The 20915-nt window shown below is 66.6% G+C and carries 21 protein-coding genes; 7 read left to right on the forward strand and 14 right to left on the reverse strand.

All coding sequences use genetic code 11. From position 1 onward, the window contains the following. The 7 genes from AC5Y4F_RS01945 to AC5Y4F_RS01975 form a co-directional block, all read right to left on the reverse strand. Window positions 1-1863 carry an ABC transporter family substrate-binding protein gene (locus tag AC5Y4F_RS01945; protein ID WP_499995748.1) on the reverse strand — a complete coding sequence of 621 codons (1863 nt, stop codon included), beginning with the start codon at window positions 1861-1863 and terminating at the stop codon, window positions 1-3. A gap of 78 nt (window positions 1864-1941) precedes the next feature. Continuing rightward, the gene (typA, locus tag AC5Y4F_RS01950) at window positions 1942-3831 is read right to left on the reverse strand and encodes a translational GTPase TypA (RefSeq protein ID WP_067935250.1); all 1890 of its coding nucleotides are present in this window, start codon (window positions 3829-3831) and stop codon (window positions 1942-1944) included. A 134-nt stretch (window positions 3832-3965) separates the two neighbouring features. Beyond that, complete coding sequence (narI, locus tag AC5Y4F_RS01955; protein ID WP_067935248.1) at window positions 3966-4697, reverse strand: respiratory nitrate reductase subunit gamma; 732 nt, start codon at window positions 4695-4697, stop codon at window positions 3966-3968. Further along, a complete protein-coding gene (narJ, locus tag AC5Y4F_RS01960; RefSeq protein WP_499994868.1) occupies window positions 4690-5358 on the reverse strand; it encodes a nitrate reductase molybdenum cofactor assembly chaperone in 669 nt (222 codons plus the stop codon). Before narJ ends, narI begins: the two co-directional genes overlap by 8 nt. Continuing rightward, window positions 5355-6971 (reverse strand): nitrate reductase subunit beta, encoded by a 1617-nt coding sequence (gene narH / locus AC5Y4F_RS01965; protein WP_499994870.1) that lies wholly within the window; start codon window positions 6969-6971, stop codon window positions 5355-5357. Before narH ends, narJ begins: the two co-directional genes overlap by 4 nt. Window positions 6972-7005: 34 nt before the next feature. Continuing rightward, window positions 7006-10704 (reverse strand): nitrate reductase subunit alpha, encoded by a 3699-nt coding sequence (locus AC5Y4F_RS01970; protein WP_499994871.1) that lies wholly within the window; start codon window positions 10702-10704, stop codon window positions 7006-7008. Window positions 10705-11145: 441 nt separating this feature from the next. Beyond that, the gene (locus AC5Y4F_RS01975; RefSeq protein WP_067935237.1) at window positions 11146-11538 is read right to left on the reverse strand and encodes a (deoxy)nucleoside triphosphate pyrophosphohydrolase; all 393 of its coding nucleotides are present in this window, start codon (window positions 11536-11538) and stop codon (window positions 11146-11148) included. 212 nt (window positions 11539-11750) lie between these two features. On the opposite strand from AC5Y4F_RS01975, the gene AC5Y4F_RS01980 reads away from it, so the two are divergent. Both AC5Y4F_RS01980 and AC5Y4F_RS01985 read left to right on the forward strand, forming a co-directional pair. Then, window positions 11751-12524, forward strand: coding sequence for a coiled-coil domain-containing protein (locus AC5Y4F_RS01980; RefSeq protein ID WP_067935233.1), 774 nt, complete (start codon window positions 11751-11753; stop codon window positions 12522-12524). Between the two features lie 108 nt (window positions 12525-12632). After that, a complete protein-coding gene (locus AC5Y4F_RS01985; protein WP_067935231.1) occupies window positions 12633-12917 on the forward strand; it encodes a 4a-hydroxytetrahydrobiopterin dehydratase in 285 nt (94 codons plus the stop codon). Here AC5Y4F_RS01985 and AC5Y4F_RS01990 read toward each other — a convergent pair. Continuing rightward, window positions 12914-14200, reverse strand: a complete 1287-nt coding sequence (locus tag AC5Y4F_RS01990) for a mannosyltransferase (RefSeq protein ID WP_067935228.1) — start codon at window positions 14198-14200, stop codon at window positions 12914-12916. The genes AC5Y4F_RS01985 and AC5Y4F_RS01990 overlap by 4 nt on opposite strands. Window positions 14201-14364: 164 nt before the next feature. Here AC5Y4F_RS01990 and AC5Y4F_RS01995 point away from each other — a divergent pair, with 164 nt between their 5' ends. Both AC5Y4F_RS01995 and AC5Y4F_RS02000 read left to right on the forward strand, forming a co-directional pair. Continuing rightward, window positions 14365-15042, forward strand: a complete 678-nt coding sequence (locus AC5Y4F_RS01995) for a hypothetical protein (protein WP_067935225.1) — start codon at window positions 14365-14367, stop codon at window positions 15040-15042. Window positions 15043-15087: 45 nt separating this feature from the next. Then, on the forward strand, window positions 15088-16200 hold the full coding sequence (locus AC5Y4F_RS02000) for an Rv1157c family protein (RefSeq protein WP_499994873.1): 1113 nt from the start codon (window positions 15088-15090) through the stop codon (window positions 16198-16200). A gap of 87 nt (window positions 16201-16287) precedes the next feature. Here the strand turns inward: AC5Y4F_RS02000 and AC5Y4F_RS02005 are convergent, their stop codons facing one another. Together AC5Y4F_RS02005 and AC5Y4F_RS02010 are read right to left on the reverse strand one after the other, a co-directional pair. Next, the gene (locus tag AC5Y4F_RS02005; protein WP_003875447.1) at window positions 16288-16434 is read right to left on the reverse strand and encodes a hypothetical protein; all 147 of its coding nucleotides are present in this window, start codon (window positions 16432-16434) and stop codon (window positions 16288-16290) included. A gap of 35 nt (window positions 16435-16469) precedes the next feature. After that, window positions 16470-17042: an HhH-GPD-type base excision DNA repair protein gene (locus AC5Y4F_RS02010; protein WP_067935219.1), complete on the reverse strand. Its 573-nt coding sequence runs from the start codon at window positions 17040-17042 to the stop codon at window positions 16470-16472. 84 nt (window positions 17043-17126) lie between these two features. On the opposite strand from AC5Y4F_RS02010, the gene AC5Y4F_RS02015 reads away from it, so the two are divergent. Further along, complete coding sequence (locus tag AC5Y4F_RS02015; protein WP_499994874.1) at window positions 17127-17660, forward strand: nuclear transport factor 2 family protein; 534 nt, start codon at window positions 17127-17129, stop codon at window positions 17658-17660. Window positions 17661-17750: 90 nt separating this feature from the next. Here the strand turns inward: AC5Y4F_RS02015 and AC5Y4F_RS02020 are convergent, their stop codons facing one another. Further along, on the reverse strand, window positions 17751-17975 hold the full coding sequence (locus AC5Y4F_RS02020; RefSeq protein ID WP_499994875.1) for a DUF5302 domain-containing protein: 225 nt from the start codon (window positions 17973-17975) through the stop codon (window positions 17751-17753). Between the two features lie 50 nt (window positions 17976-18025). Further along, window positions 18026-18469: a PPOX class F420-dependent oxidoreductase gene (locus tag AC5Y4F_RS02025; RefSeq protein ID WP_067935211.1), complete on the reverse strand. Its 444-nt coding sequence runs from the start codon at window positions 18467-18469 to the stop codon at window positions 18026-18028. Between the two features lie 75 nt (window positions 18470-18544). Here AC5Y4F_RS02025 and AC5Y4F_RS02030 point away from each other — a divergent pair, with 75 nt between their 5' ends. Next, window positions 18545-19066, forward strand: coding sequence for a DUF1697 domain-containing protein (locus AC5Y4F_RS02030; protein ID WP_499994877.1), 522 nt, complete (start codon window positions 18545-18547; stop codon window positions 19064-19066). Window positions 19067-19123: 57 nt separating this feature from the next. Here AC5Y4F_RS02030 and AC5Y4F_RS02035 read toward each other — a convergent pair whose 3' ends face one another. Further along, window positions 19124-19489, reverse strand: coding sequence for an Rv1152 family transcriptional regulator (locus tag AC5Y4F_RS02035; protein WP_067935206.1), 366 nt, complete (start codon window positions 19487-19489; stop codon window positions 19124-19126). A gap of 37 nt (window positions 19490-19526) precedes the next feature. Here AC5Y4F_RS02035 and AC5Y4F_RS02040 point away from each other — a divergent pair, with 37 nt between their 5' ends. Further along, on the forward strand, window positions 19527-20240 hold the full coding sequence (locus tag AC5Y4F_RS02040; RefSeq protein WP_499994878.1) for an SIR2 family NAD-dependent protein deacylase: 714 nt from the start codon (window positions 19527-19529) through the stop codon (window positions 20238-20240). Window positions 20241-20252: 12 nt separating this feature from the next. On the opposite strand, the gene AC5Y4F_RS02045 is transcribed toward AC5Y4F_RS02040, so the two are convergent. Beyond that, window positions 20253-20882, reverse strand: a complete 630-nt coding sequence (locus AC5Y4F_RS02045) for a class I SAM-dependent methyltransferase (protein ID WP_499994880.1) — start codon at window positions 20880-20882, stop codon at window positions 20253-20255. Window positions 20883-20915: the final 33 nt, after the last annotated feature.

Raw genomic sequence — 20915 nt, forward strand, 5'->3', positions numbered from 1 at the left:
TTATGGCCCGGTCTTGATCCATTGGCCGGCGTCGCCGACGATGCCGACCGGAACCGCGCCGGACAAGCTGACGTTCTGCACGCTCGGGCCGGCCCCGACGATGGTGGTGTCCTGCAGGATCGGTAGCACGGTGGACATGTTCCACAAGCGCGGTTCGACCGCGGTGATCACGTCGTTGATGTTCTTGGTGCCGTTTAGCGCGGCGTCGATGTTCGACTGGATGCTGCGATCGCAGATCCCGGTCAGGTTCGACGGCGCCTGCACCAGGGCGTTGGGATCGGCGGGGCGGCTGGGCGGTGACGTGGTCGTCGGTGTGGTCGAGGTGGCGGCCGGCCCGGTGGATGGCGAGGGGCCGGGGGGCGGCGACGGCGCGGGCGCCGACCCATTGGAAACCGGTACCTGGGTCGATTCCAGTGCGCGACAGCCGTATCGGGAGGCGAGCCGGGTCGCCAGGTTGCCGCCCGCCTGATGCCAGCCGACGACCGCGTCCACGCGGTTGTCGTTCAGCGCGTCGTGGTAGAGGGTGACCGGGTCCAGCGCCAGCACCGTTGCGGCGATGCCGACGTTGCGCAATCGGTCGGCCGCCGTGTTGGCCACCGCGACCGAGGTGGGGTCGTTCGCCGCGACCCCTATCACCAGCGAGAGCTCTTGGCCGTCCTTGCTGATCCGGCCGCGGATGACCTCGGGTGGCCCGGTGTTCGGCGGGGCGGGCGCCGCCGACGCCGAGGAGTTGGGTTCCACCTTGTAGCCGGCGCCCTCCAGCAGCGCCAGCGCCGCCGGCGTCGTCATCGCGGGCGGCGCGGTCGGCTCGTACCCGGGGTCGCTCGGTGCGCGGATCTGGGCCTGATCCAGGGTGACGGTGTTGTCGCTGCCCGCGCCCACGGCGGCGAGCAGGTCGACGTCGAGCAACCCCAAGATCGCCTTACGGACTTGTGTGTCAGCCAGTTTGGGCTCGTTGGCCCGCAGCGTGAGCTGCATGACCCGCGGCGTCACGATTCGGGCGGTCCGGACATCGGGAATCGCGGACAGCTGCGCGAAGGCCGCCGAGCCGCCATGCACTTGCGCCACCTGGGTGTCGCCGTTGCGCACGGAATCGGCCAGCGCGGCCGGCGCTCCGGCGCGCCGGAAGAGGATGAGCGCGGGTTTGGCCGGCGGTCCCCAGTAGCGGTCGTTGCGTGCCACCAGGATTTCGTCGCGCTGCGGGTCGATGCTCTCCACGCGGAACTGCCCACCGGTGACCGGAAGTGCCCGGGCCAGGCCGGCCGCGAACCCGCCGGGCACGTCCTTGACGATGTGCGCCGGGAGGATGTTGCTGAACAACTCTCTCCATGCCGGATACGGTTCGGCGAAGGTGACCACCGCCTGCTTGCCGCCCTCCAGGGACTGCACGCCGGTGATGAGGTCATACCCCGCCGGGTCGACGACCCCGGGCTGGCTGACCATCTGGTGCCACAGGTACCAGAAGTCGTCGGCGGCGATCGGTGCGTTGTCGGTCCACTGCGCCTCGGGCCGGATCTTGTAGGTCACCGTGAACGGATTCTGACTGGTCACCTCGGCCGACACCAGCAGGGTCGGGTCCATTTCCCAGCGTGAGCCGGTCGGCGTGCTGGTATCGGGAACCGGCCGGAATGCGCTCGGCAGCACCAGCGCGCTGATCGCGGCGTTCACCGCGGACAGGTCGGACAGCAGATGCGGATTAAAGCCGGCACCGATCGAGTCGATCGCCATGATGATCTCGCTGACCCGGGGCGGCGGCGGCACGGAGTTGTGCGGCGTATCGGTGCTCTGCGGGGCAGGCGGCGGGTTGACCGTGCACGCCGAGAGAACGAGTCCGACCAGGGAAATCAGGCCGGCGAGCACCATCAACAAACGGCGGACTCGTCTCGGCACGCTGCTCAGGGTATCGAGCAACTGCACAGCGGCCCGCCCGACCACCCGGTCTTAACCCCGGGCCTTGGCGCGCGACCGGCTGCGGGCCCGGGAGGTGGCGTCCAGCTCGACCTTGCGCACCCGCACGATCTCCGGGGTCACCTCGACGCATTCGTCCTGCGCGCAGAATTCCATGGCCTGCTCGAGATCGAGCTCGAGCGGCTTGGCCAACGTCTCGATGACGTCCGCGGTCGACGACCGCATATTGGTGAGCTTCTTCTCCCGGGTGACGTTGATGTCGAGATCCTCTGCGCGCGGGTTGATTCCGACCACCATGCCCTCGTAGGTGTCCTGGCCGGGCTCGACGAAGAACTGGCCGCGGTCGGCGAGCTGAATCAGCGCGAACGGCGTGATGGTGCCCGCGCGGTCGGATACCAGCGAGCCGGTGTGCCGGGCCCGGATCTCTCCCGCCCACGGCCGGTAGCCGTCGAACACGGCGTTGGCGATACCGGTGCCGCGCGTGATGGTGAGGAAGTCGGTGCGAAAGCCGATCAGGCCCCGGCTGGGCACGATGAAGTCCATCCGGACCCAGCCCGCCGCGTGGTTGGTCATCTCCTCCATGCGGCCCTTGCGAGCGGCCATCAGCTGCGTGATCGCGCCGACGAACTCCTCGGGGCAATCGATCGTCATCGCCTCGAACGGCTCGTGCAGCTTGCCGTCGATCGTCCGGGTCACCACCTGCGGCTTGCCCACCGTCAGCTCGAAACCTTCCCGGCGCATCTGCTCGACCAGCACCGCCAGCGCGAGCTCGCCGCGGCCCTGCACCTCCCAGGCGTCGGGCCGGCCAATGTCGACGACCCGGATGGACACGTTGCCGACCAGTTCCTGGTCGAGGCGGTTGCGGACCATGCGGGCGGTCAGCTTGTGGCCGGAGACCTTGCCCGCCAGCGGCGACGTGTTGGTGCCGATCGTCACCGAGATCGCCGGCTCGTCGACGGTGATGCGTGGCAGCGCGTGCGCGTGGTCGGGATCAGCCAGCGTGTCGCCGATCATGATCTCCGGCAGCCCGGCCACCGCCACGATGTCACCGGCGATCGCCTCGTCGGTGGCGCTGCGCTCGACCCCTTCGGTCGCCAGTAGTTCGGTGATCTTGGCGCTGGTGATGACCGGCAATCCGTCGACCTCGCGCATCCAGGCCACCTGCTGCCCCTTGCGCAGCTTGCCGTTGTAGATGCGGATCAGTGCGAGCCGGCCGAGGAACGCCGACGCGTCCAGGTTGGTCACCAACGCCTGCAGCGGCGCCTCGGGATCGCCCGACGGCGGCGGGATGTGCTCCATCAACACGTCGAAGAGCGGGTCCAGGTTTTCACCGGCAGGCACGGCGCCGTCGGCCGGTTGTTCTGTGCTCGCAACGCCGGCGCGCCCGGAGGCGTACAGCGTCGGCAGGCCCAACGCGTGCTCGGCAGCCTTGGCGGCTTCGTCGTCGAGGTCCGAGGCGACGTCGAGTAGCAGATCGTGACTGGCGTCGACGACTTCGCTGATGCGCGCGTCGGGCCGGTCGGTCTTGTTGACGACAAGGATCACCGGCAGATGCGCCTGCAGCGCCTTGCGCAGCACGAACCGGGTCTGCGGCAGCGGTCCCTCGGACGCGTCGACCAGCAACAGCACCCCGTCCACCATGGACAGCCCGCGCTCAACCTCGCCGCCGAAGTCGGCGTGGCCGGGCGTGTCGATGACGTTGATCACCGTGACGGTGCCGTCCGAGTTGTGACGGTGGACCGCGGTGTTCTTGGCCAGGATGGTGATGCCCTTTTCTTTCTCGAGATCACCGCTGTCCAGGATGCGTTCCTGGGTGTCGTCACCCCGATGGTGCAGCGCGCCCGACTGCCGCAGCATCGCGTCAACCAGGGTGGTCTTTCCGTGGTCGACGTGGGCGACGATGGCGACGTTGCGAAATAGCACGTCGGTGATTGTGGCAGCGGGGCCCCCGGATAGCGAACCGGCGGGTGACCGTGCGCCCTCGGACGCCGACGGTGTCGGGAGCGCGCTCGGCGTGTCGCCGCCCTAGCCGCACCCGCAAAAAGCAGGACGAACGCTTACCAGCCCCGCCGGCGCGGCGCCGTACCGACGAGCTCGCCCTTGTCCGCCGCCTCGCGGCTGCGGTACACGATGTAGGGCCGGAACAGGTAGACGACCGGGGCGCTGAACGCGTGCACCAGCCGGGTGAACGGCCACAGGGTGAACAGGACCATGCCGATCAGGGCGTGCAGCTGGTAGTCCAGCGGCGCGTTGACCATCACCTCGCCGTGCGGCTGCAGGATCCAGATTCGGCGGAACCACAAACCCACCGTGTAGCGATAGTGGAACTCGCCGCCGTGCGGCCCGGTCCCGATGAGATCGCAATACAGGCCCACCAGGATCGCGAGCACCAGCACCACATACATCACCTTGTCGCTGCGGCTGGTGGCGATGGTCACCGCCGGGCGGGTGAACCGCCGGTAGATCAGCAGCGCGATGCCGATCAGCGTCGCGATGCCGGCGATCGACCCGGCGACGACCGCCTGCATGTGGTAGAAGTGGTCGCTCATCTTCAGCATCTGAGTGACCTTCGGCGGGATGAACAACCCGACCACGTGTCCGGCGAACACCGCGAGGATGCCGAAATGAAAGATGGGGCTGGCGACGCTCAGCAGCCGCGATTCGTAGATCTGCGAGGACCGCGAGGTCCAGCCGAATTTGTCGTAGCGGTAGCGCCACCACGTGCCCACGATCAGCACCGACAGCGTGACGTAGGGCGCTATGTCCCAGAACAGGACGTTGCTAAACACTTGGCGGTCCTTTGCGTGGTGGCACGGTCAGGGTAAAGGGTTGCAGCCCAACGGCTTCCGCCGGTGGTCCGGCTTTCGCCAGCCGCTCGGCGCGACGCACGTCCTGATCGGTTGCGGCGGGCAGGGTCTCGCAGACCGCCGCTACCGTCGGCTCGTATTTGGACTCGGCTTCGGCCAGGGCGCCGTGCAGCACATCGATGGGCACACGGTGCTGGTCCAGCAGTCGCCGGCCGACCTCGGGATCGACGGTGGCGGCGAATTCGAGCACCACGGTCAGATGATCGGGCGCCTCGCCGCCCGGCGGCTGTACACCCGCGTCCCGGTAGGCGGTGGCGAACGTCAGCATCTCCCGGCCTCGGTTGCGGGTGTCCCCCGCCGTCCAGTAGGTGAGGTACATGGTGCAGCGCCGACGCATGTCGAACGTGGCGACGTAATCCATCGCGGCGTCCATCGGCTCGCAAGCCCGCAGCGCCGCGAGCGTCTGACCGAGCAACGTCGCCGGCGGACCGCTGATGTGGCCGATCAGCTCGTCGACGGCATCCAGCCGCTCCGCCAACGCGTCGTCCGGGTAGGCGAGCAGCAGCGACGCCGCCTGCCACACCAGGCGATCCTGGATCGCCCTGTTGGTGGAGCGCTCCCGGAGCGCCGAGAGCAGCTTCATCGCTGCCGCTCTTCGGGAAACATTCCGGCGGGCACCTGGCCGCCGTCCCAGTTGAGCAGGTTCACCCGCGTCGACGGACGCGTGTTTCCGGGATCGTCACCGCGCTGCTCGAGCGTGTGGAAGGTTTCCACGGACACCGGCACCGGATCCGACTCGTACATGCCCGGGCCGCCGTCATTCGTCAACGAGCAGCCCATCTCCTCGAGGTTGCGGGCCTGCGGCGCGAAGGCCGTCGGAATGACATAGCGCTCTTCGTATTTGGCGATGGCAAGCAGCCGGTACATCTCGTAGATCTCCTCTTCGGTCAGGCCGACCGAATGCGGGATGTGCGGCTGGGTTTCGCGACCCAGGTTGATGTCGCGCATGTAGGAGCGCATCGCCGCCAGTCGTCGCAGCACCCCTTCGACCACGGCTGTGTCGCCGGCGGTGAACAGTTCGGCCAGGTACTGCATCGGGATCCGCAACGCGTCCAGCGCGCCGAACAGGTTGCCGATGTCTTCCCCGTCGTGGCCGTCGCGGCTGACCGCATCGACCACCGGCGACAGCGGCGGGATGTACCAAACCATCGGCATGGTCCGGTATTCCGGATGCAGCGGCAGCGCCACCTTGTAGGTGTGAATCAGCGCGTATATCGGGGAGCGCTGCGCGGCCTCGATCCACTCGTCAGGGATTCCCTCGGCCCGCGCACCGGCGATGACGGCCGGGTCGTTGGGATCCAGCAGGATTTCGCACTGCGCCTGATAAAGGTCGGTGTCCTTTTCCACCGACGCCGCTTCCAGCACCCGGTCGACGTCGTAGAGGACCACGCCCAGATAGCGCAACCGCCCCACGCATGTCTCCGAGCAGATGGTCGGCAGGCCGACCTCCATCCGCGGGTAGCACAGCGTGCACTTCTCGGCCTTGCCCGTCTTGTGGTTGAAATAGACCTTCTTGTAAGGACATCCGGACACACACATCCGCCAACCGCGGCAGCGGTCCTGGTCGACCAGCACGATGCCGTCCTCGCTGCGCTTGTACATCGCGCCCGACGGGCACGACGCCACGCAGGACGGGTTGAGGCAGTGCTCGCAGATGCGGGGCAGGTAGAACATGAAGGTTTCTTCGAGCGAGAGTTTGACCTCTTCGTTGACCTTCTTCAGGATCGGGTCCTCGGCCAGGATCTCCGGTGACCCGGCCAGGTTGTCATCCCAGTTCGGTCCCCACGAGATCTTCATCGGCTCACCGGTTATCAGGCTTTTAGGTGCGGCCGTCGGGAAGGTGTCGCCCGCGGGTGCGGTGGTCAGGTTCTCGTAGTCGTAGGTCCAAGGCTCGTAGTAGTCGCCGATGAGGGGCAACTTTGGATTGGCGAAGATCCGCAGCAGTTTGTTCAGGCGGCCGCCGTCGCGCAGCCGCAACCGGCCCTTCTTGTCGCGGATCCAGCCGCCCCGCCATTTCTCCTGGTCTTCGTAAGTACGCGGATATCCTTGCCCCGGACGGGTTTCGACGTTATTGAACCAGACGTACTCGGTGCCGGGCCGGTTGGTCCACGCCTGCTTGCAGGTGACCGAACAGGTGTGACATCCAATGCATTTGTCGAGGTTCATCACCATCGCCAACTGCGCCATGACCTTCATCGCGGTCCCCCCGCCCGCGTCGCGTTGGTGCGCATCAGTACTGCACCTCCTGGCTGCGACGGCGCACGACGGTAACCTCGTCGCGCTGGTTACCGGTCGGCCCCAGGTAGTTGAACGCGAACGCATGTTGCCCGCAGCCACCGGCCAAGTGGCTGGGCTTGATGCGCACCCGGGTCAGCGCGTTGTGGTTACCGCCACGCTTGTTGTTCGTTTCGGAACGCGGCGTGTCCACGGTGCGCTCTTGGACGTGGTAGACGAAGACCACGCCGTCGGGCATCCGGTGCGAGACGATCGCCCGGCACACATAGATGCCGTTCACGTTCACCGCCTCGACCCAATCGTTATCCTGCACTTGTATTTTGGCTGCGTCGCCCGGACTCATCCACATCGTCGGTCCGCCGCGGGACAACGAGAGCATGTACAGGTTGTCCTGATAGGTGGAGTGGAACGACCATTTCGAGTGCGGCGTCAGGTAACGCACGGTGAGTCCGATGCCGTCCTCGGTTGGGCCCAGCTGCGGCTGGCCGAACAGGCGCGCCATGTCAAGCGGCGGCCGGAACACCGGCAGGTGCTCGCCGAGCTCCTCTATCCAGTCGTGCGCACAATAGAAATGCATCCGTCCGGTCAAGGTGTGGAACGGCTTGAGATTCTCGATGTTGATGGTGAACGGCGCGTAGCGACGACCGCCCGTTTCGCTGCCCGACCATTCCGGGCTGGTGACCACGGGAACGGGCCGCGCCTGGGTGTCGGCGTAGCTGATGCGCTTGTCTTCGCTGCCCTCGGCCAGATGCACCAGCCGTTGACCGGTGCGCTTTTCCAGCTCGTGGAAGCCCTCGACCGCCAGTCGTCCGTTGGTCGTTCCGGACAGCAGCAGCAGCACGTCAGCCATCCGTGCGGCGGTGGTGATAGCCGGGCGTCCGGCTGCCACACCGGATTTCAGGACGCCGAATTTGGCGGCGAGCTCCTCTACCTCCCGGAAGGGATGCACCGTGACGCCCTTGGTGGTCAAGCCGAATTTGTCGACGAGCGGGCCCAGGGTGAGCCACTTGTCGTAGATTGCGGTGTAGTCCCGCTCTACCACGGTGAGCTTGCCCATCGTCCGCCCCGGCACGGGCGTCGCGCCGGAGTGTAGCCAATCCTGTTCGGTGCCATCGGGATACGCCATCGCATCCGGTGTGTCGTGCTGGAGCGCGGTGAGCACCACATCGGTGCGGGTGCCCAGGTGGTTCTTGGCCATGGCACTGAATGCACGAGCGATGGCGCCGAAAGCGTCGAAGTCCGAACGTGTTTCCCACGGCGGATCGGTTGCCGCGCTGAACGCGTGCACGTAAGGGTGCATGTCCGTACTGGAAATGTCGGCCTTTTCGTACCAGGTTGCCGCGGGCAGCACGATATCGGACACCAGCGTCGTCGACGTCATCCGGAAGTCGATCGACATCATCAGGTCGAGCTTGCCCTCGGGGATGTCCCCGTCGTATGTCACGTCGACCGGCCGCACCCCATCCTCCGCCGGCAGCGCCGAAGCATTGGAGTCGGTTCCCAACAGATGGCGCAGGAAGTATTCGCCACCCTTGCCAGACGAGCCGATCAGATTGGCACGCCAAACGGTAAGCACCCGCGGCCAATTGGCGGGGTTGTCGGGATCGGTCACGGCGAGCTTGAGGTTGCGCTGGCCCAGCTGCTCGGCGACGTAGTCGGCGATATCGCGGTCGGCGGCACGCGCCTCGTCAGCGATGTCCAGACTGGATCGTTCGAACTGCGGGTAGTACGGGCTCCACCCCATTGCCACCGAAGACGCCAGCAGATCCATGGTGTGCTTGCCGGCAAACCTGCCCCGGCCCACCGGGCTGGCCAGTTTGTCGGCACCGTATCCGTCGTAACGCCATTGGTCGGTGTGCGCGTACCAGTACGAGGCACCGGGCACCTGTCGTGGCGGACGCACCCAATCCGTTGCCATCGACATCGTCTGAAATCCGGTGAGCGGACGTATTTTCTCCTGGCCGACATAGTGAGCCCAGCCACCGCCGTTGCGGCCCATCGACCCGGTCAGCATCAACAGTGCCAGCACGGCACGGTAGATCGCGTCGCTGTGGAACCAGTGGCAGATGCCGCCACCCATGATGATCATGGAGCGGCCGCCGGACTCCTCGGCGCTGTGCGCGAATTCCCTTGCCACCCGGATGGCCTGTGCGGCCGACACTCCGGTGATCGCCTCCTGCCACGCCGGGGTGTTCTGTTGGGCGGCATCGTCGTAGCCGGCGGGCCATTCGCCGGGCAGCCCGGGCCGCGCCACACCGTATTGGGCGAGCATCAGGTCGAAGACGGTGCACACCAGGTGCTTACCAATCCGGCGTACCGGGACACCGCGCGCCACGGTCGTTCCCTCGCCGTCGACGGTATCGAAGCTGGGCAGGTGAACCAGCGCGCTGCTGTCATCACCGTTACGGCGACCGGCGTCTCGCACGCTGAGTGCCGGCATCAGGTCGCCGAGGTCGAGGTTCCACTTTCCGACGCCCGATTCGCCGTACCGGAATCCCAGCGAGCCGTGCGGCACCACAACCGAATCGGTCGTTTCGTCCAGCACCGCGGGCTTGAGCGCCGCGTTCTCGACGGCTTCCCCCAGATCCGCCGCGGTCAGGTTTTTTCCAGGCACCAGCATGTCGCCGCGTTCTTCCAGCTTGATCAGGAACGGCAGGTCGGTGTAGCGACGGGAATAGTCGATGAAGAACGGAACCTGCTTGTGCACATAGCATTCCGAGAGGATGACGTGGCCCATCGCCATGGCCAGCGCCCCGTCGGTCCCGGCCGCACAGGGCATCCACTCATCGGCGAACTTGGTGTTGTCGGCGTAGTCGGGGCTGACGGTCACCACCTTGGTGCCGCGGTACCGCGCCTCGGCCATCCAGTGCGCGTCAGGCGTGCGGGTGATCGGGACGTTGGAGCCCCACATCATCAAATACGCTGCGTCCCACCAATCCCCGGATTCGGGCACGTCCGTCTGGTCGCCGAACACCTGTGGTGAGGCGACCGGAAGGTCGGCATACCAGTCGTAGAACGACGTCATCGGGGCGCCGATCAGCTCGAAGAACCGCGAACCGGCGGTGTAGGACACCATCGACATCGCCGGGATCGGGGAGAATCCGGCGACGCGATCCGGTCCGTAGGTTTTGATGGTGTGCACGTGCGCGGCGGCGATCAGCTCGGTGGCCTCGGCCCACGTGACCCGAATCAGGCCGCCCTTCCCACGGGCCTGCTGATAGCGGCGACGACGTTCGGGATCGGCCTGGATGTCGGCCCATGCCAGCACCGGATCGCCCAGCCGCGCCTTGGCCTCCCGATACATTTCAACCAGCACACCCCGGGCGTACGGGTAGCGCACGCGGGTCGGCGAGTAGCTGTACCACGAAAACGATGCCCCACGGGGACAGCCGCGCGGCTCATACTCGGGCCGGTCCGGGCCCACCGACGGGTAGTCGGTCTGCTGGGTCTCCCAGGTGATGATCCCGTCTTTGACGTAGATCTTCCACGAGCACGATCCGGTGCAGTTCACCCCGTGCGTAGAGCGAACCACCTTGTCATGGCTCCAACGGTCGCGGTAGAACACGTCGGCTTCACGGCCACCCTCCCGCGTGACCGTGCGCAGGTCGGCGGAGATCTCGCCAGGCGTAAAGAAGCGCCCACTGCGTTCCAAGAGCTCCTCGAGCACTCCGCCAATGTGAGGTGTGGCAGTCAAGAAGTGCTCCTCCTATTCGGTAGTGTCGCGCCTCGTCGCCGTGCCGTTCATGCAGCTCCCTGTGCATTGGCAATCAGCCCGGTGATCCCCCGCGCGCACCAGCTCGGATCGGCTTGACGGTCGGCAGTTCAGGCCCGCGGGCTGGAGGGCGATATAGCACCAGCATAGGTCCGAATCGACCGCGAAATCGGGTCCGCCGCGCGGCGGAAAAGGCGTCATGAGCATCGGTTTTTGTGCACCTTGAGCGACCCGGCCCGGCACGGTGGCCGCGACGGCAAGATTTGACAAAGTATTCGGCTCGCTGTCGGCACGCACATTCAGGGCAGCTTGGTGTGGCGTCGTTATTACAAGTCATATTGTTCTATTCAGTTCACCGCGAAGACCTGCAACGCGGCTGTACATAAGCTGCGGGAAGTCTGTGGAATTGTTATGAGATAGCTCCTAGAGAGCCTGGGCAAGGTCCCCCACCCAGCCACGATCGGCCGGCACCCAGTCGAGATCGTGCAGCTCAGCCGCCGTAATCCAGCGCAACGCCCGATGATCACGGGCGTCGGGCTCGCCTCGGATCAGGCGCACCCGATAGGCCCGCAGCGTGAACCGGCCGTCCACGGCGATGTCGTCGCCCAGCCGGTCACCCACCGCGACGTCGCCGACCGCCAGGCCCAACTCCTCGGCCAGCTCGCGAGCCAGCGCGTCGCGCTCCGTTTCACCCGGCGCGACCTTGCCCCCGGGCAGTTCCCAGCGGCCGGCCAACTCAGGCGGACGGGCGCGCTGTGCCACCAAGACCTTGGAGTCACAGATCAGGGCGCCCGCGACGACGATCTGGGTCGACATGGCCAGTGACCGTATACCGTCGGGGCCCTCGGCTGGGCGCGACGCCCAAAGCTCGCGCGGACCAACATCGGTTGATTGACATCAAATCCTCGCGATGTGGATCGAATTCCATTGCAGCACAGCATCTCTCTTACGGTTTGAGCGCCACCGTGGGATACTCGGCTCTGGTCGATCACTGTCTCTATCGGCACTTCCAAAAATGGGGGTTGGCAATGAACACAGAACCCGCAAAGACGTTCGCCCGCACCTTCAAGGGCTACGACACAGCTGCGGTCGATGCCTACATCCAGGTATTGCTCGCCAAGCAGAAGTTCCTGATAGACGAGGTCCAGAACCTCAGGGCGCAGCGAAACGAATCCAGCGATGAAGCGGCCGCGTTGCGGATTGAAGTGGCCTGCCTCAAGGACGAGGTTGCCGTCCTCTCGGACACCTCGCCGTCGCCTTACGCGATGCAGCATCGGATGGCGAAGTTGCTGCGGCGTGCCCTCGATGAGATTTCCCAGATGCAGAACGAGTCGCGCGCTGAGGTCGACGCGCTGATCGCCGAGGCCGAGGCCGAGACCGAGGCCGCCCAACGAGAGCACCGGGAGTTGCTGGCGGACATCGCCGCGCAGCGAAAAGCGCTGGAGGCGGAGTGTGCGGCAACCCGAAAAGAGTTCGACGCCGAACTCGCCAGGATGCGTGCTGAAGCCCAATCGTCGATCGATGAGGCGTGGCAGGAGGCCCAGCATGCGCGTGAACAACTCCTCGCCGACGCCAAACAGAGAGTTCGTCAGTCCGATGAGCAGGCCCGCAACACGCTGGCCGAGGCCAATCAGCAGCGAATCATGATCCTGGAAGAACTGATGGGCGTCGCCCGCGACCTCCAACGGGTTCCGGAGATCCTCGAGTCGGCATACCAGGAACGCAATAACCCGCCGGAGGCAAGCGTCGTGGTGCAGCTGGATCAGAAAAATCAGACACCGGGTCCCGCTGTTGCCTCGTGAATGACCACTCCGTTGGGAGGGCCGCACGTCCGGGGTTGATCCCCATCCGTTGGTCAGCCGCGAAATTCATCTCCGACGGCGTGGCCAGTGACGGTATACCGTCGAGGCATGGCTGTGTTAACGGATGAGCAAGTAGACGCCGCACTGCCCGATCTCACCGGATGGGAGCGCGCCGACGGCGTCCTGCGCCGCTCGATCAAATTTCCGAGTTTTCTTGCCGGCATCGATGCGGTGCGCAGGGTGGCCGAGCACGCGGAGAGCAAGGACCATCACCCGGATATCGATATTCGTTGGCGGACAGTGACTTTCGCACTCGTCACGCACTCCGAGGGCGGGATCACCAAAAACGACATCGACATGGCCCGCGACATCAACGGCATCGTCGACAACTAGACCGCGGCCAGCCCCTGCGCTACGGTCTCTCGGCTGCGCTTTGCCGCGATCCAGATCAACGTCGCTATTGTCGCCACGATGTAGATGAGGCCTGCCCACGCCAGGTACCAGGGACGGCTAATCTGCCAGATGTTTGGCTGGGCGAAGCTCAGCAACCAGGGCACGCCGATCAGGGTGAGAGCCAGCCAGCCCCAGCCGACTATCCGCGCGCCACGCGACTCGCGCACCGGGCCGTGGATCGCCCAGACCATCAGCGGCACCAGCCACACCCAGTGATGGGTCCAGGAAATCGGTGAGAGCAACAACCCGAACAACTCCACCACCACCAGCCTGCCCAGCCGATCCGAGGAGTGCAGGGCGCGCCAGGCCAGCACGGCCAGCACCGCGCTGGCGACGACGGCGGCCACCAGCGGTGGACCGAAGCCGACGTCGTGGCCCAGGATCCGCGAAATGCCGCCTCGCCAGGATTGATTGAACGAGGTGGCGACGGGGCCCACACGGTGGGCGTCGCCCAGCAGCTCCGTGAAGTAGAAACCCGTCTGATCGCCGACCACCAACACCGAAATGCCAATCGTGGCAACGAAAACGACCGCCGAGAACGCCGCCGCACCCCATCGTCGGGCTCCGACCAAATAGAGGCCCGCGATCGCGGGGGTTAACTTGATTCCCGCCGCCACTCCGACCAGCAGGCCCGACAGCCACCACCGCGTGGTGTACACCGCCCACAGCACCGCGGTCATCAGCAACACGTTGACCTGGCCGTAGTCGAATGTGCTGCGCAGCGGCTCGATCCAGATGGCGACCGCCGTCCACAACATCGCGACCCGCCGTCCCTCGGCGCCGGCCGCGACGCCCATCAAACGCTGGCTGAGCCGGACCGCACCGTACAGCGCGGCCATGGTCGCGATCTGCCAAAGGAAGGCGACGAGTCCGAATGGCACGAGGTGCAGCGGATAGAAGACGACGGCCGCGAACGGCGGGTAGGTGAATGGCAGCGGGAAGTCCGGCGTCTGGTCGGCGTAGACGTAGCTGTACAAGGTGCCGGGATGGTCGATGGCGGCGGACCCGCCGAGATACACGTGCAGGTCGACGAAGTTCGCGCCGTTGGGAGCCAGATACGTCCAGGCCAACCGCGCAACGATGCTCGCGACAAGCAGCATCGGCGCGGCCACCTGAAGGGCGCTCGCCAACCGCTGGGGCTTGGGTGCCGCCGGAGCGGCCGAGGTGGTGTCTATCCGCCCGACTTTAGCGAGCGGGGCACGCGCCGCAGCGCCATCGGTCACCCGCCGGTCCTTGAAGGGCCGATGCGGCGCTTATTTCAGGTGTTCGGTCACCGATCTCACTCGTCTCCGTAACGAGTCTATAAATGCCACACGTGTCACTTGAGTCCCATCTGCATCAAAGTAACTTCAGCGCCGGACCTGTAATCGATCAATCAGGGAGAGTCATGCCAACCATCTGGACTTACATGCGTGCAGCCGCCGTCGTGGTCGGCTCGTCCGCAGCGCTATTGACGGGCGGTATCGCCCACGCCGATCCCGTACCGGCCCCGGCCGTGCCGAACATCCCGCAACAGCTGATCAGTTCGGCGGCCAACGCGCCGCAGATTCTGCAAAACCTCGCGACCGCACTCGGCGCCACGCCGCCGGCCGCTCCGGTGACCCCGGGCATCAGCTTCCCGGGTGTTCCGGCGGCCACCGCCGCGGCCCCGGCGGCTAGCCCCTCCATTCCGGGGCTGGCGCAGTCGGCGACCCCCGCCGCGCCATCGACGGCGACCGGCGGCATTCCGGGGATGATCCAGGGCCTGACGGGTGCGCAGCCGGCGGCTGCGGCTCCCGCCGCTCCGGCCGCTCCGGCCGCTCCGTCGATCCCGGGCCTGCCGGCGATCCCGGGGCTGTCGGCACCGGCGGCACCGGCCGCCCCGCCCGCCCCGCAGCTGCCGCAGGCGCAGGTCAACATGCCGGCGATGCCGGCCGGCCTGCCGGTCAGTGTTCCCCCGAAAGTGACGCTCCCGCAGGATCTGCCGGCGCTCGCTTCGGGTCAGGCTCCGGCCGCGCCCAGCGCACCCGCGCCGGCTGCCAGCCCAGCGAGCCCGGTCGCGCCCTTACTGGCCGCCCTGCCCTGACCCGTTTGTAGACGGCTAAACCACCACTGAGAACCGGAGGACACCGTGGCAACCACTTGGAATCTGTCCAAAGGTTTGGCCGCGCTCGTCACGGCATCGGCTGTCGCGTTCGGGCTCTGCCCGAGCGCGACAGCCGACCCGGCGGCGCCGCAGCCGATACCGCAACCGAATGCGGCCCCAGGGCTGCCGGGTCTGCCCGCCTTGTCGCAGCTGAGCCCGCTCATCCAGCAGGCAGCCACCGACCCGCAGCAAGCGACCCAGCTGCTGATGGCCGCGGCGCAGGCCTTCGCCCATAACCCGAGCACACCCAGTGAGTCCAAAAACGTTGCGGCGGCAGTCAATCAATTCGTCGCCGAGCCCGGCGCGCCGTCGCAGCACGTGCCCGCGACAGGGATAGAACCCGGTTTGCAGAGCCACCTGCCGGCCGGGATTGACCCGGCTCACGCGGCCGGCCCGGCGTCCGCGGCGCCTCCGGCGGCAGCGCCAGCTGCGCCCCCGGCGCCCGATGCACACCTGCCGGCCGGTATCGACCCAGTGCACGCGGCCGGGCCGGCACCCGCCGCGGCACCCGCGGCACCGGGTCCCGCCCAACCGGCCGATGTCCCCGTCGCCGCGCCGGTCCCGGCACCACCGGCGCCGGCAGCGGCACCACCGGCCGCCCCTCCCGCACCGGAAGCACCCCCGGCACCGGCTCCGGCACCCGCACCGGAGGCGGCTCCCGCGGCGGCGGCTCCGGGGTTCGGCGTTGACACGCCGCCCACGCAAGACTTCATGTACCCCTCGATCGGCACCAACTGCCTGGCGGACGGCACCAATGTCATCGCCACCGCGCTGTCGGTCGCGGGGCCGGCCAAAATTCCGCTCCCCGGCCCCGGGCCCGGCCAGACCGCCTACGTCTTCACCGCGGTCGGCACGCCCGGACCCGCCGAGGTGCAGAAGCTGCCGCTGAACGTCACCTGGGTGAACCTGACCACCGGCAAGTCCGGGACCGTCGCGCTCAAGCCGCGCGCGGACATCAACCCGGACGGACCGACAACGCTGAGCGCGATCGCCGACACGGGCTCTGGCAGCGTCATGTCGACGATCTTCGGGCAGGTCACCACGAAGGAAAAGCAGTGCCAGTTCCTGCCCACCATCGGCTCGACGGTGGTGCCGTAGCAAACCGGCGCGGCCACCGTCTCGTCGCCTGCGAATGCGCGTGTCCCCCGGCGGGGGCACGCGCATTCGCGTCGGGCGGGTGCCGCGCTAGTACGCCATGAACAGGATGGCGTCGCGGTCGTACTCAAGGCCAGGATGGACGCTGGCGAGGTGAGCTTGGGTCAACTCGACCAGTTCGTCCTCATCCTTGCCGACGATGGCTTCGCCGCACGGACACGTTATGTGTGTCTTCACGTTGTCGCCCTTCCCTTCTGTGGACCTTCTACTTCCTACTTCGCCGCTTTGGCCGCCGCTTTCATCTGCTTCTTATACGCGCGCACTTTCCCCATCGACTGGGCGTCGACGATGTCTGCGACGGATATGTGCGCACCGGCCTTACCGAAGTCCCCCGCTGCCGCGCGCCAACCTTTAGGCGTCACGCCGTACTGCTTGCCCAGCAGTGCCAAAAAGATCTGCGCCTTCACGTCCCCGAATCCGGGCAATCCCTTGATCCGGCGCAGCAGCTCGCGTCCGTCGGGATCGCCGGAAGTCCACAACCCGGCCGCGTCGCCGTCGTAGCGGTCCACGATGATCTGCGCCAGCGCCTGGATGCGCCTGGCCATCGACCCCGGAAAGCGATGTATCGCAGGCCTTTGCGAGCACAGGGCGGCGAACTTGTCCGGGTCGTACTCCGCAATCTCGGCGGCATCGAAGCTGCCCATCCGGTCCGCGATCTTCTTCGGTCCGGCGAACGCCGTCTCAAAGGGGACCTGCTGATCCAGAACCATCCCGATGAGCAAGGCCAATGGATTCTCGTCCAGCAGTTTATCGGCCTCGGAATCTTGAGCGAGGCAAAGTTTCATCGATCTTCCTTCCGCGCAGCACCCTGGGGCCGGGGACCCGTTGGTCGCAAGACTACTCACCAGCAATGTCCGCGTTATCGTGGCGTGGTGGTGGATGAGGGCAGGTTGGCACTGATGCTGGCCCGCGACGAGCTCCATCAGCTCGTCGCGGCATATTGCCGGGCCGTCGACCGTGCCGACTACGACACGCTGCGTACCCTGTACCACCCCGAGGCGACCGATTCGCACGGCTCGTTTTCGACCGGCGGCGTCGAACAGTTCATCGCGCAACTAGTCGCCGCGGAGCCGTATGTGCGTGTCTCCCAACACAACATCACCACAACGAACTTTGCGGTCGAAGGCGACACGGCCCGCGGTGAGATCTACTGCCTGGTGTTCCACACGTTCGCCGGTCCCGAGCACGACATCGACGTCATCATCGGCGGGCGATATCTGGACGCATACAGCAAACACAACGGCCGCTGGAAGTTCAGCCAACGCACCATCGTGGCGGACTGGGCATACCGAAACGACCCATCCCAGGTGAACTTCGAACATCCCAGCACCCGGGGAAGCCTGCGCGGTAAACCCGGCCAGGCGGACCCTTCGGTCGGCTTGTTCACAATGCCGGAAATTTGAGCTGTCGTCGGCTCGCAGCCGGTTGAACTGGGGATACAGCTGCAAAAGCATTGGAAAGCAACATAATCGGCTGCCAAGAGCCAGCGGTCGTCAGCCGCTTTTGCGGCGGAATTCCCGGCGGTTTCCCACCGCGCCGTGCGCCCGCGACTGCTTGGCGGCGCCGCCCTTATGGTCGGATCCGCTCGACGATTTCGCCATCTTGCGGTCCAGGGCTTCGCGGAATTTGCGCTTGGTGTCCTCGTCCGACCCGGGCGATCCAGCGGCGCCCGAAGACTCTGACGACTTCGAACCCTGCCGGGCATTCGATTCAGCCATACGGGGCAGCCTAGCCCGGGTTTGCCCAAACGGTTCGGTAGGCCGCGCGGCTACCGCTTCCCCGGCGGCATGCCGTACAGGTGCGAGATCGGCAGCGTGAGCAGTACCCGCCGATCGGTGACCATTGCTTGCCGGTATTCGTCCCAGTCGGGGTGCTCGCCGGCGATATTGCGATACAACGCAATCAGTGCCTCCACGGTGTCGTCGTCGGGCGCGGCGGCCGGGGGTGTCAGCTCGGCGGTGCCCTCTGCGACGGCGTAGGACCATCCGTCGTCGGCGTCGACCAGAATCGAGGCTCGCGGGTCCCGACGCAGGTTGCGGGTCTTGGCGCGCGGCTCGGTGATGGAAACCTGGATCGCCATGCTGCGCGGATCGAAGTGGTAACTCACGTTCGAGAGCTGCGGCCGCCCGTCGCGCTTGATGGTGGCCAGCACCCCGAGAGAATGTCCGCTGATCAAGGCCAGCAATTTGTCGTCGAAGACTTGGCGTCCCATGACGAAAGCGTACGTCGCGCGTGGCCGGGGCGGCCCGGCATATAGGTTGTCGGGTCGACCTGGTGGAATCGGGGCATGGCCAAGTACGTGGCGTTCCTGCGTGGCGTCAACGTCGGGGGCGTCAACCTCAAGATGGCCGAGGTGGCGACCGCACTCACCGAGGCGGGGTTCACCGAGGTCCGGACCGTCCTGGCGACCGGCAACGTGCTGCTGGAATCGACCGCCGGTGTGGCGTCGGTGCGCAAAACGGCCGAAGCCACGTTGCGCGCCCGGTTCGGCTACGACGCATGGGTGCTGGCCTATGACCTGGGCACGGTGCGCGCCGTGGTCGACGCGTACCCGTTCGAGCGTGAGCTCGACGGCTATCAGTCCTATGTCACGTTCGTCGCCGACCCGCCCGTGCTGGACGAGCTTGCCGCGCTGGGCAAGGGCGCGGGTTCCGACGAGAAAATCCGCCGCGGCGACGGCGTGCTCTATTGGCAGGTGCCCAAGGGCAGCACGCTGGACAGCAGCATCGGCAAGACTATGGGCAAGCCGCGGTACAAGTCGTCGACCACGACGCGCAACCTGCGCACGCTGGAGAAGGTGTTGCGCTGAGCCGCGGCTATCGAACGGTCTGCGCGCCAAGGATTTTCCATGCCCGTCGGGCATCCGTCACTCGTCGGGCACCGCTTCGATGTAGCGCATTGCGTCGTTCTTGTCCAAGCCGAGCCCGCGCGCAACCCGGACGTACTCGCGGGCCGCGGCCGCCATCGCGGCGTCGGTCGGGTCGTAGCGGGCGATGAAAGTGCCGAAACGCCCGCGAGTTTCGATGATGGCGGAGGTCTCCAGCTCACGGTAGGCGCGCGCGACCGTGTTGACGGCGACGCCGAGCTGGCCGGCCAGATCCCGAACGGTAGGCAGGCGGGTGCCGGGCGGTAGGGCGCCCTCCCGGACTCCCTCGATGACCTGCGTCCTGAGCTGGTCGAACAACGGCTTGCCCGCCTTCATGTCGACCTTCAACCAGTCACCCAGCTCCACCCGTCCAGTATCCCCCACTCCCGGCTATGTTGGTGGCATGCGAGTAGCGGTGCTCAGCGGCGCGGGGATCTCCGCGGAAAGCGGAGTGCCGACCTTTCGTGATGACAAGAACGGATTGTGGGCACGCTTCGACCCTTACGAGCTTTCCAGCACCCAGGGCTGGCGCGACAACCCCCAGCGCGTTTGGGGCTGGTATTTGTGGCGCCACTACCTGGTCGCCGACGTCCAACCGAATGCGGGCCATCGCGCCATCGCCGCCTGGCAGGAGGACGCTCAGGTCAGCGTCATCACCCAGAACGTCGACGACCTGCACGAGCGCGCTGGCAGCCACTCGGTTCATCATCTACACGGCAGCCTTTTCGAATTCCGTTGTGCGCGTTGCGGTACGCACTACTCGGGCGCCCTGCCCGCGATGCCCGAGCCGGCGCTGGAGGTGGATCCCCCGGTGTGTCACTGCGGCGGCCTGATCCGGCCAGACATCGTGTGGTTCGGTGAACAGCTGCCCTACGAGCCGTGGCGGCGCGCCGTCGAGGCGACCGAGGCCGCCGACGTGATGGTGGTGGTCGGGACCTCGGCGATCGTCTATCCGGCGGCCGGGCTGGCCGAGCTGGCGCTGTCCCGCGGCACGGCCGTCATCGAGGTCAATCCCGAGGTGACCCCGTTGTCGGGCAGCGCGACGATCAGCATGCGCGAGACGGCCAGCCAGGCTCTGCCCGGCCTGCTGCAGCGGCTACCAGCCCTGCTGAACTGACGACACGGCCGGTCAGGGCCGGCGCGCGCGGCCGAGTAGGAGCTCCGAGACCGGCATCGGCGCCCAGGACGGCAACGTGAACTCCCGCCGCGACGTCTGCACTTCGAATCCCGCCTCGACGATCGAGCGCTCGGTATCCCGGTGAGTGTGGCAATTGCCGAAGAGCCGCGGCCACAACGTCGCATCGGCTAAGCGCTGAAGGCGCCCCCGCGCACCGGCACTGGCGATGTGCTCGAGATAGCGCAGCTCTCCGCCCGGTCGCAGCAACGAGTACAGGCGCGGCAACACGTCGCCCGGGTCGCGCACCGAGCACAACACCAGCGAGCACACCACCGCGTCGAATGGCTCCGCGCCGCTGAACGTTTCGATCGTCTCGCCGGTCACGACGATGCGGGTGGACACCGCCTCGGCGGTTTCACGGGCCCGGGCCGCCAGCCGCGGTTCGGGCTCCATCGCGACCACCTCGTCGACGGAGTCCGGGTAGTGGGCGAAGTTCGTGCCGATTCCTGCGCCGACTTCCAGCACCCGGCCGCGCAGCCCGGCCAGGTTCTCCCGGCGCATGGCCCGGATCGCCTCGACTTCGTGGGTGGCGACGACTGGCCAGATCCGCGCGAAGAAGGGGTTTTCAACCGTAGTTGTCATATGAACCTCCCCGACTCGGATGAGCCCCACAAT

It is taken from the genome of Mycobacterium sp. NGS56 (assembly GCF_059812425.1).

What these genes read in the sequence shown, in the direction of transcription:
- AC5Y4F_RS02025 (WP_067935211.1), bottom strand. Translation starts at nt 18,469, where the DNA reads ATGGGACGCCAAGTCTTCGACGACAAATTGCTGGCCTTGATCAGCGGA.
- AC5Y4F_RS02045 (WP_499994880.1), bottom strand. Translation starts at nt 20,882, where the DNA reads ATGACAACTACGGTTGAAAACCCCTTCTTCGCGCGGATCTGGCCAGTC.
- AC5Y4F_RS02030 (WP_499994877.1), top strand. Translation starts at nt 18,545, where the DNA reads ATGGCCAAGTACGTGGCGTTCCTGCGTGGCGTCAACGTCGGGGGCGTC.
- narJ (WP_499994868.1), bottom strand. Translation starts at nt 5,358, where the DNA reads ATGAAGCTGCTCTCGGCGCTCCGGGAGCGCTCCACCAACAGGGCGATC.
- AC5Y4F_RS02040 (WP_499994878.1), top strand. Translation starts at nt 19,527, where the DNA reads ATGCGAGTAGCGGTGCTCAGCGGCGCGGGGATCTCCGCGGAAAGCGGA.
- AC5Y4F_RS01995 (WP_067935225.1), top strand. Translation starts at nt 14,365, where the DNA reads ATGCCAACCATCTGGACTTACATGCGTGCAGCCGCCGTCGTGGTCGGC.
- AC5Y4F_RS01975 (WP_067935237.1), bottom strand. Translation starts at nt 11,538, where the DNA reads ATGTCGACCCAGATCGTCGTCGCGGGCGCCCTGATCTGTGACTCCAAG.
- narH (WP_499994870.1), bottom strand. Translation starts at nt 6,971, where the DNA reads ATGAAGGTCATGGCGCAGTTGGCGATGGTGATGAACCTCGACAAATGC.
- AC5Y4F_RS01945 (WP_499995748.1), bottom strand. Translation starts at nt 1,863, where the DNA reads ATGGTGCTCGCCGGCCTGATTTCCCTGGTCGGACTCGTTCTCTCGGCG.
- AC5Y4F_RS01980 (WP_067935233.1), top strand. Translation starts at nt 11,751, where the DNA reads ATGAACACAGAACCCGCAAAGACGTTCGCCCGCACCTTCAAGGGCTAC.
- AC5Y4F_RS02020 (WP_499994875.1), bottom strand. Translation starts at nt 17,975, where the DNA reads ATGGCTGAATCGAATGCCCGGCAGGGTTCGAAGTCGTCAGAGTCTTCG.
- AC5Y4F_RS01985 (WP_067935231.1), top strand. Translation starts at nt 12,633, where the DNA reads ATGGCTGTGTTAACGGATGAGCAAGTAGACGCCGCACTGCCCGATCTC.
- AC5Y4F_RS02010 (WP_067935219.1), bottom strand. Translation starts at nt 17,042, where the DNA reads ATGAAACTTTGCCTCGCTCAAGATTCCGAGGCCGATAAACTGCTGGAC.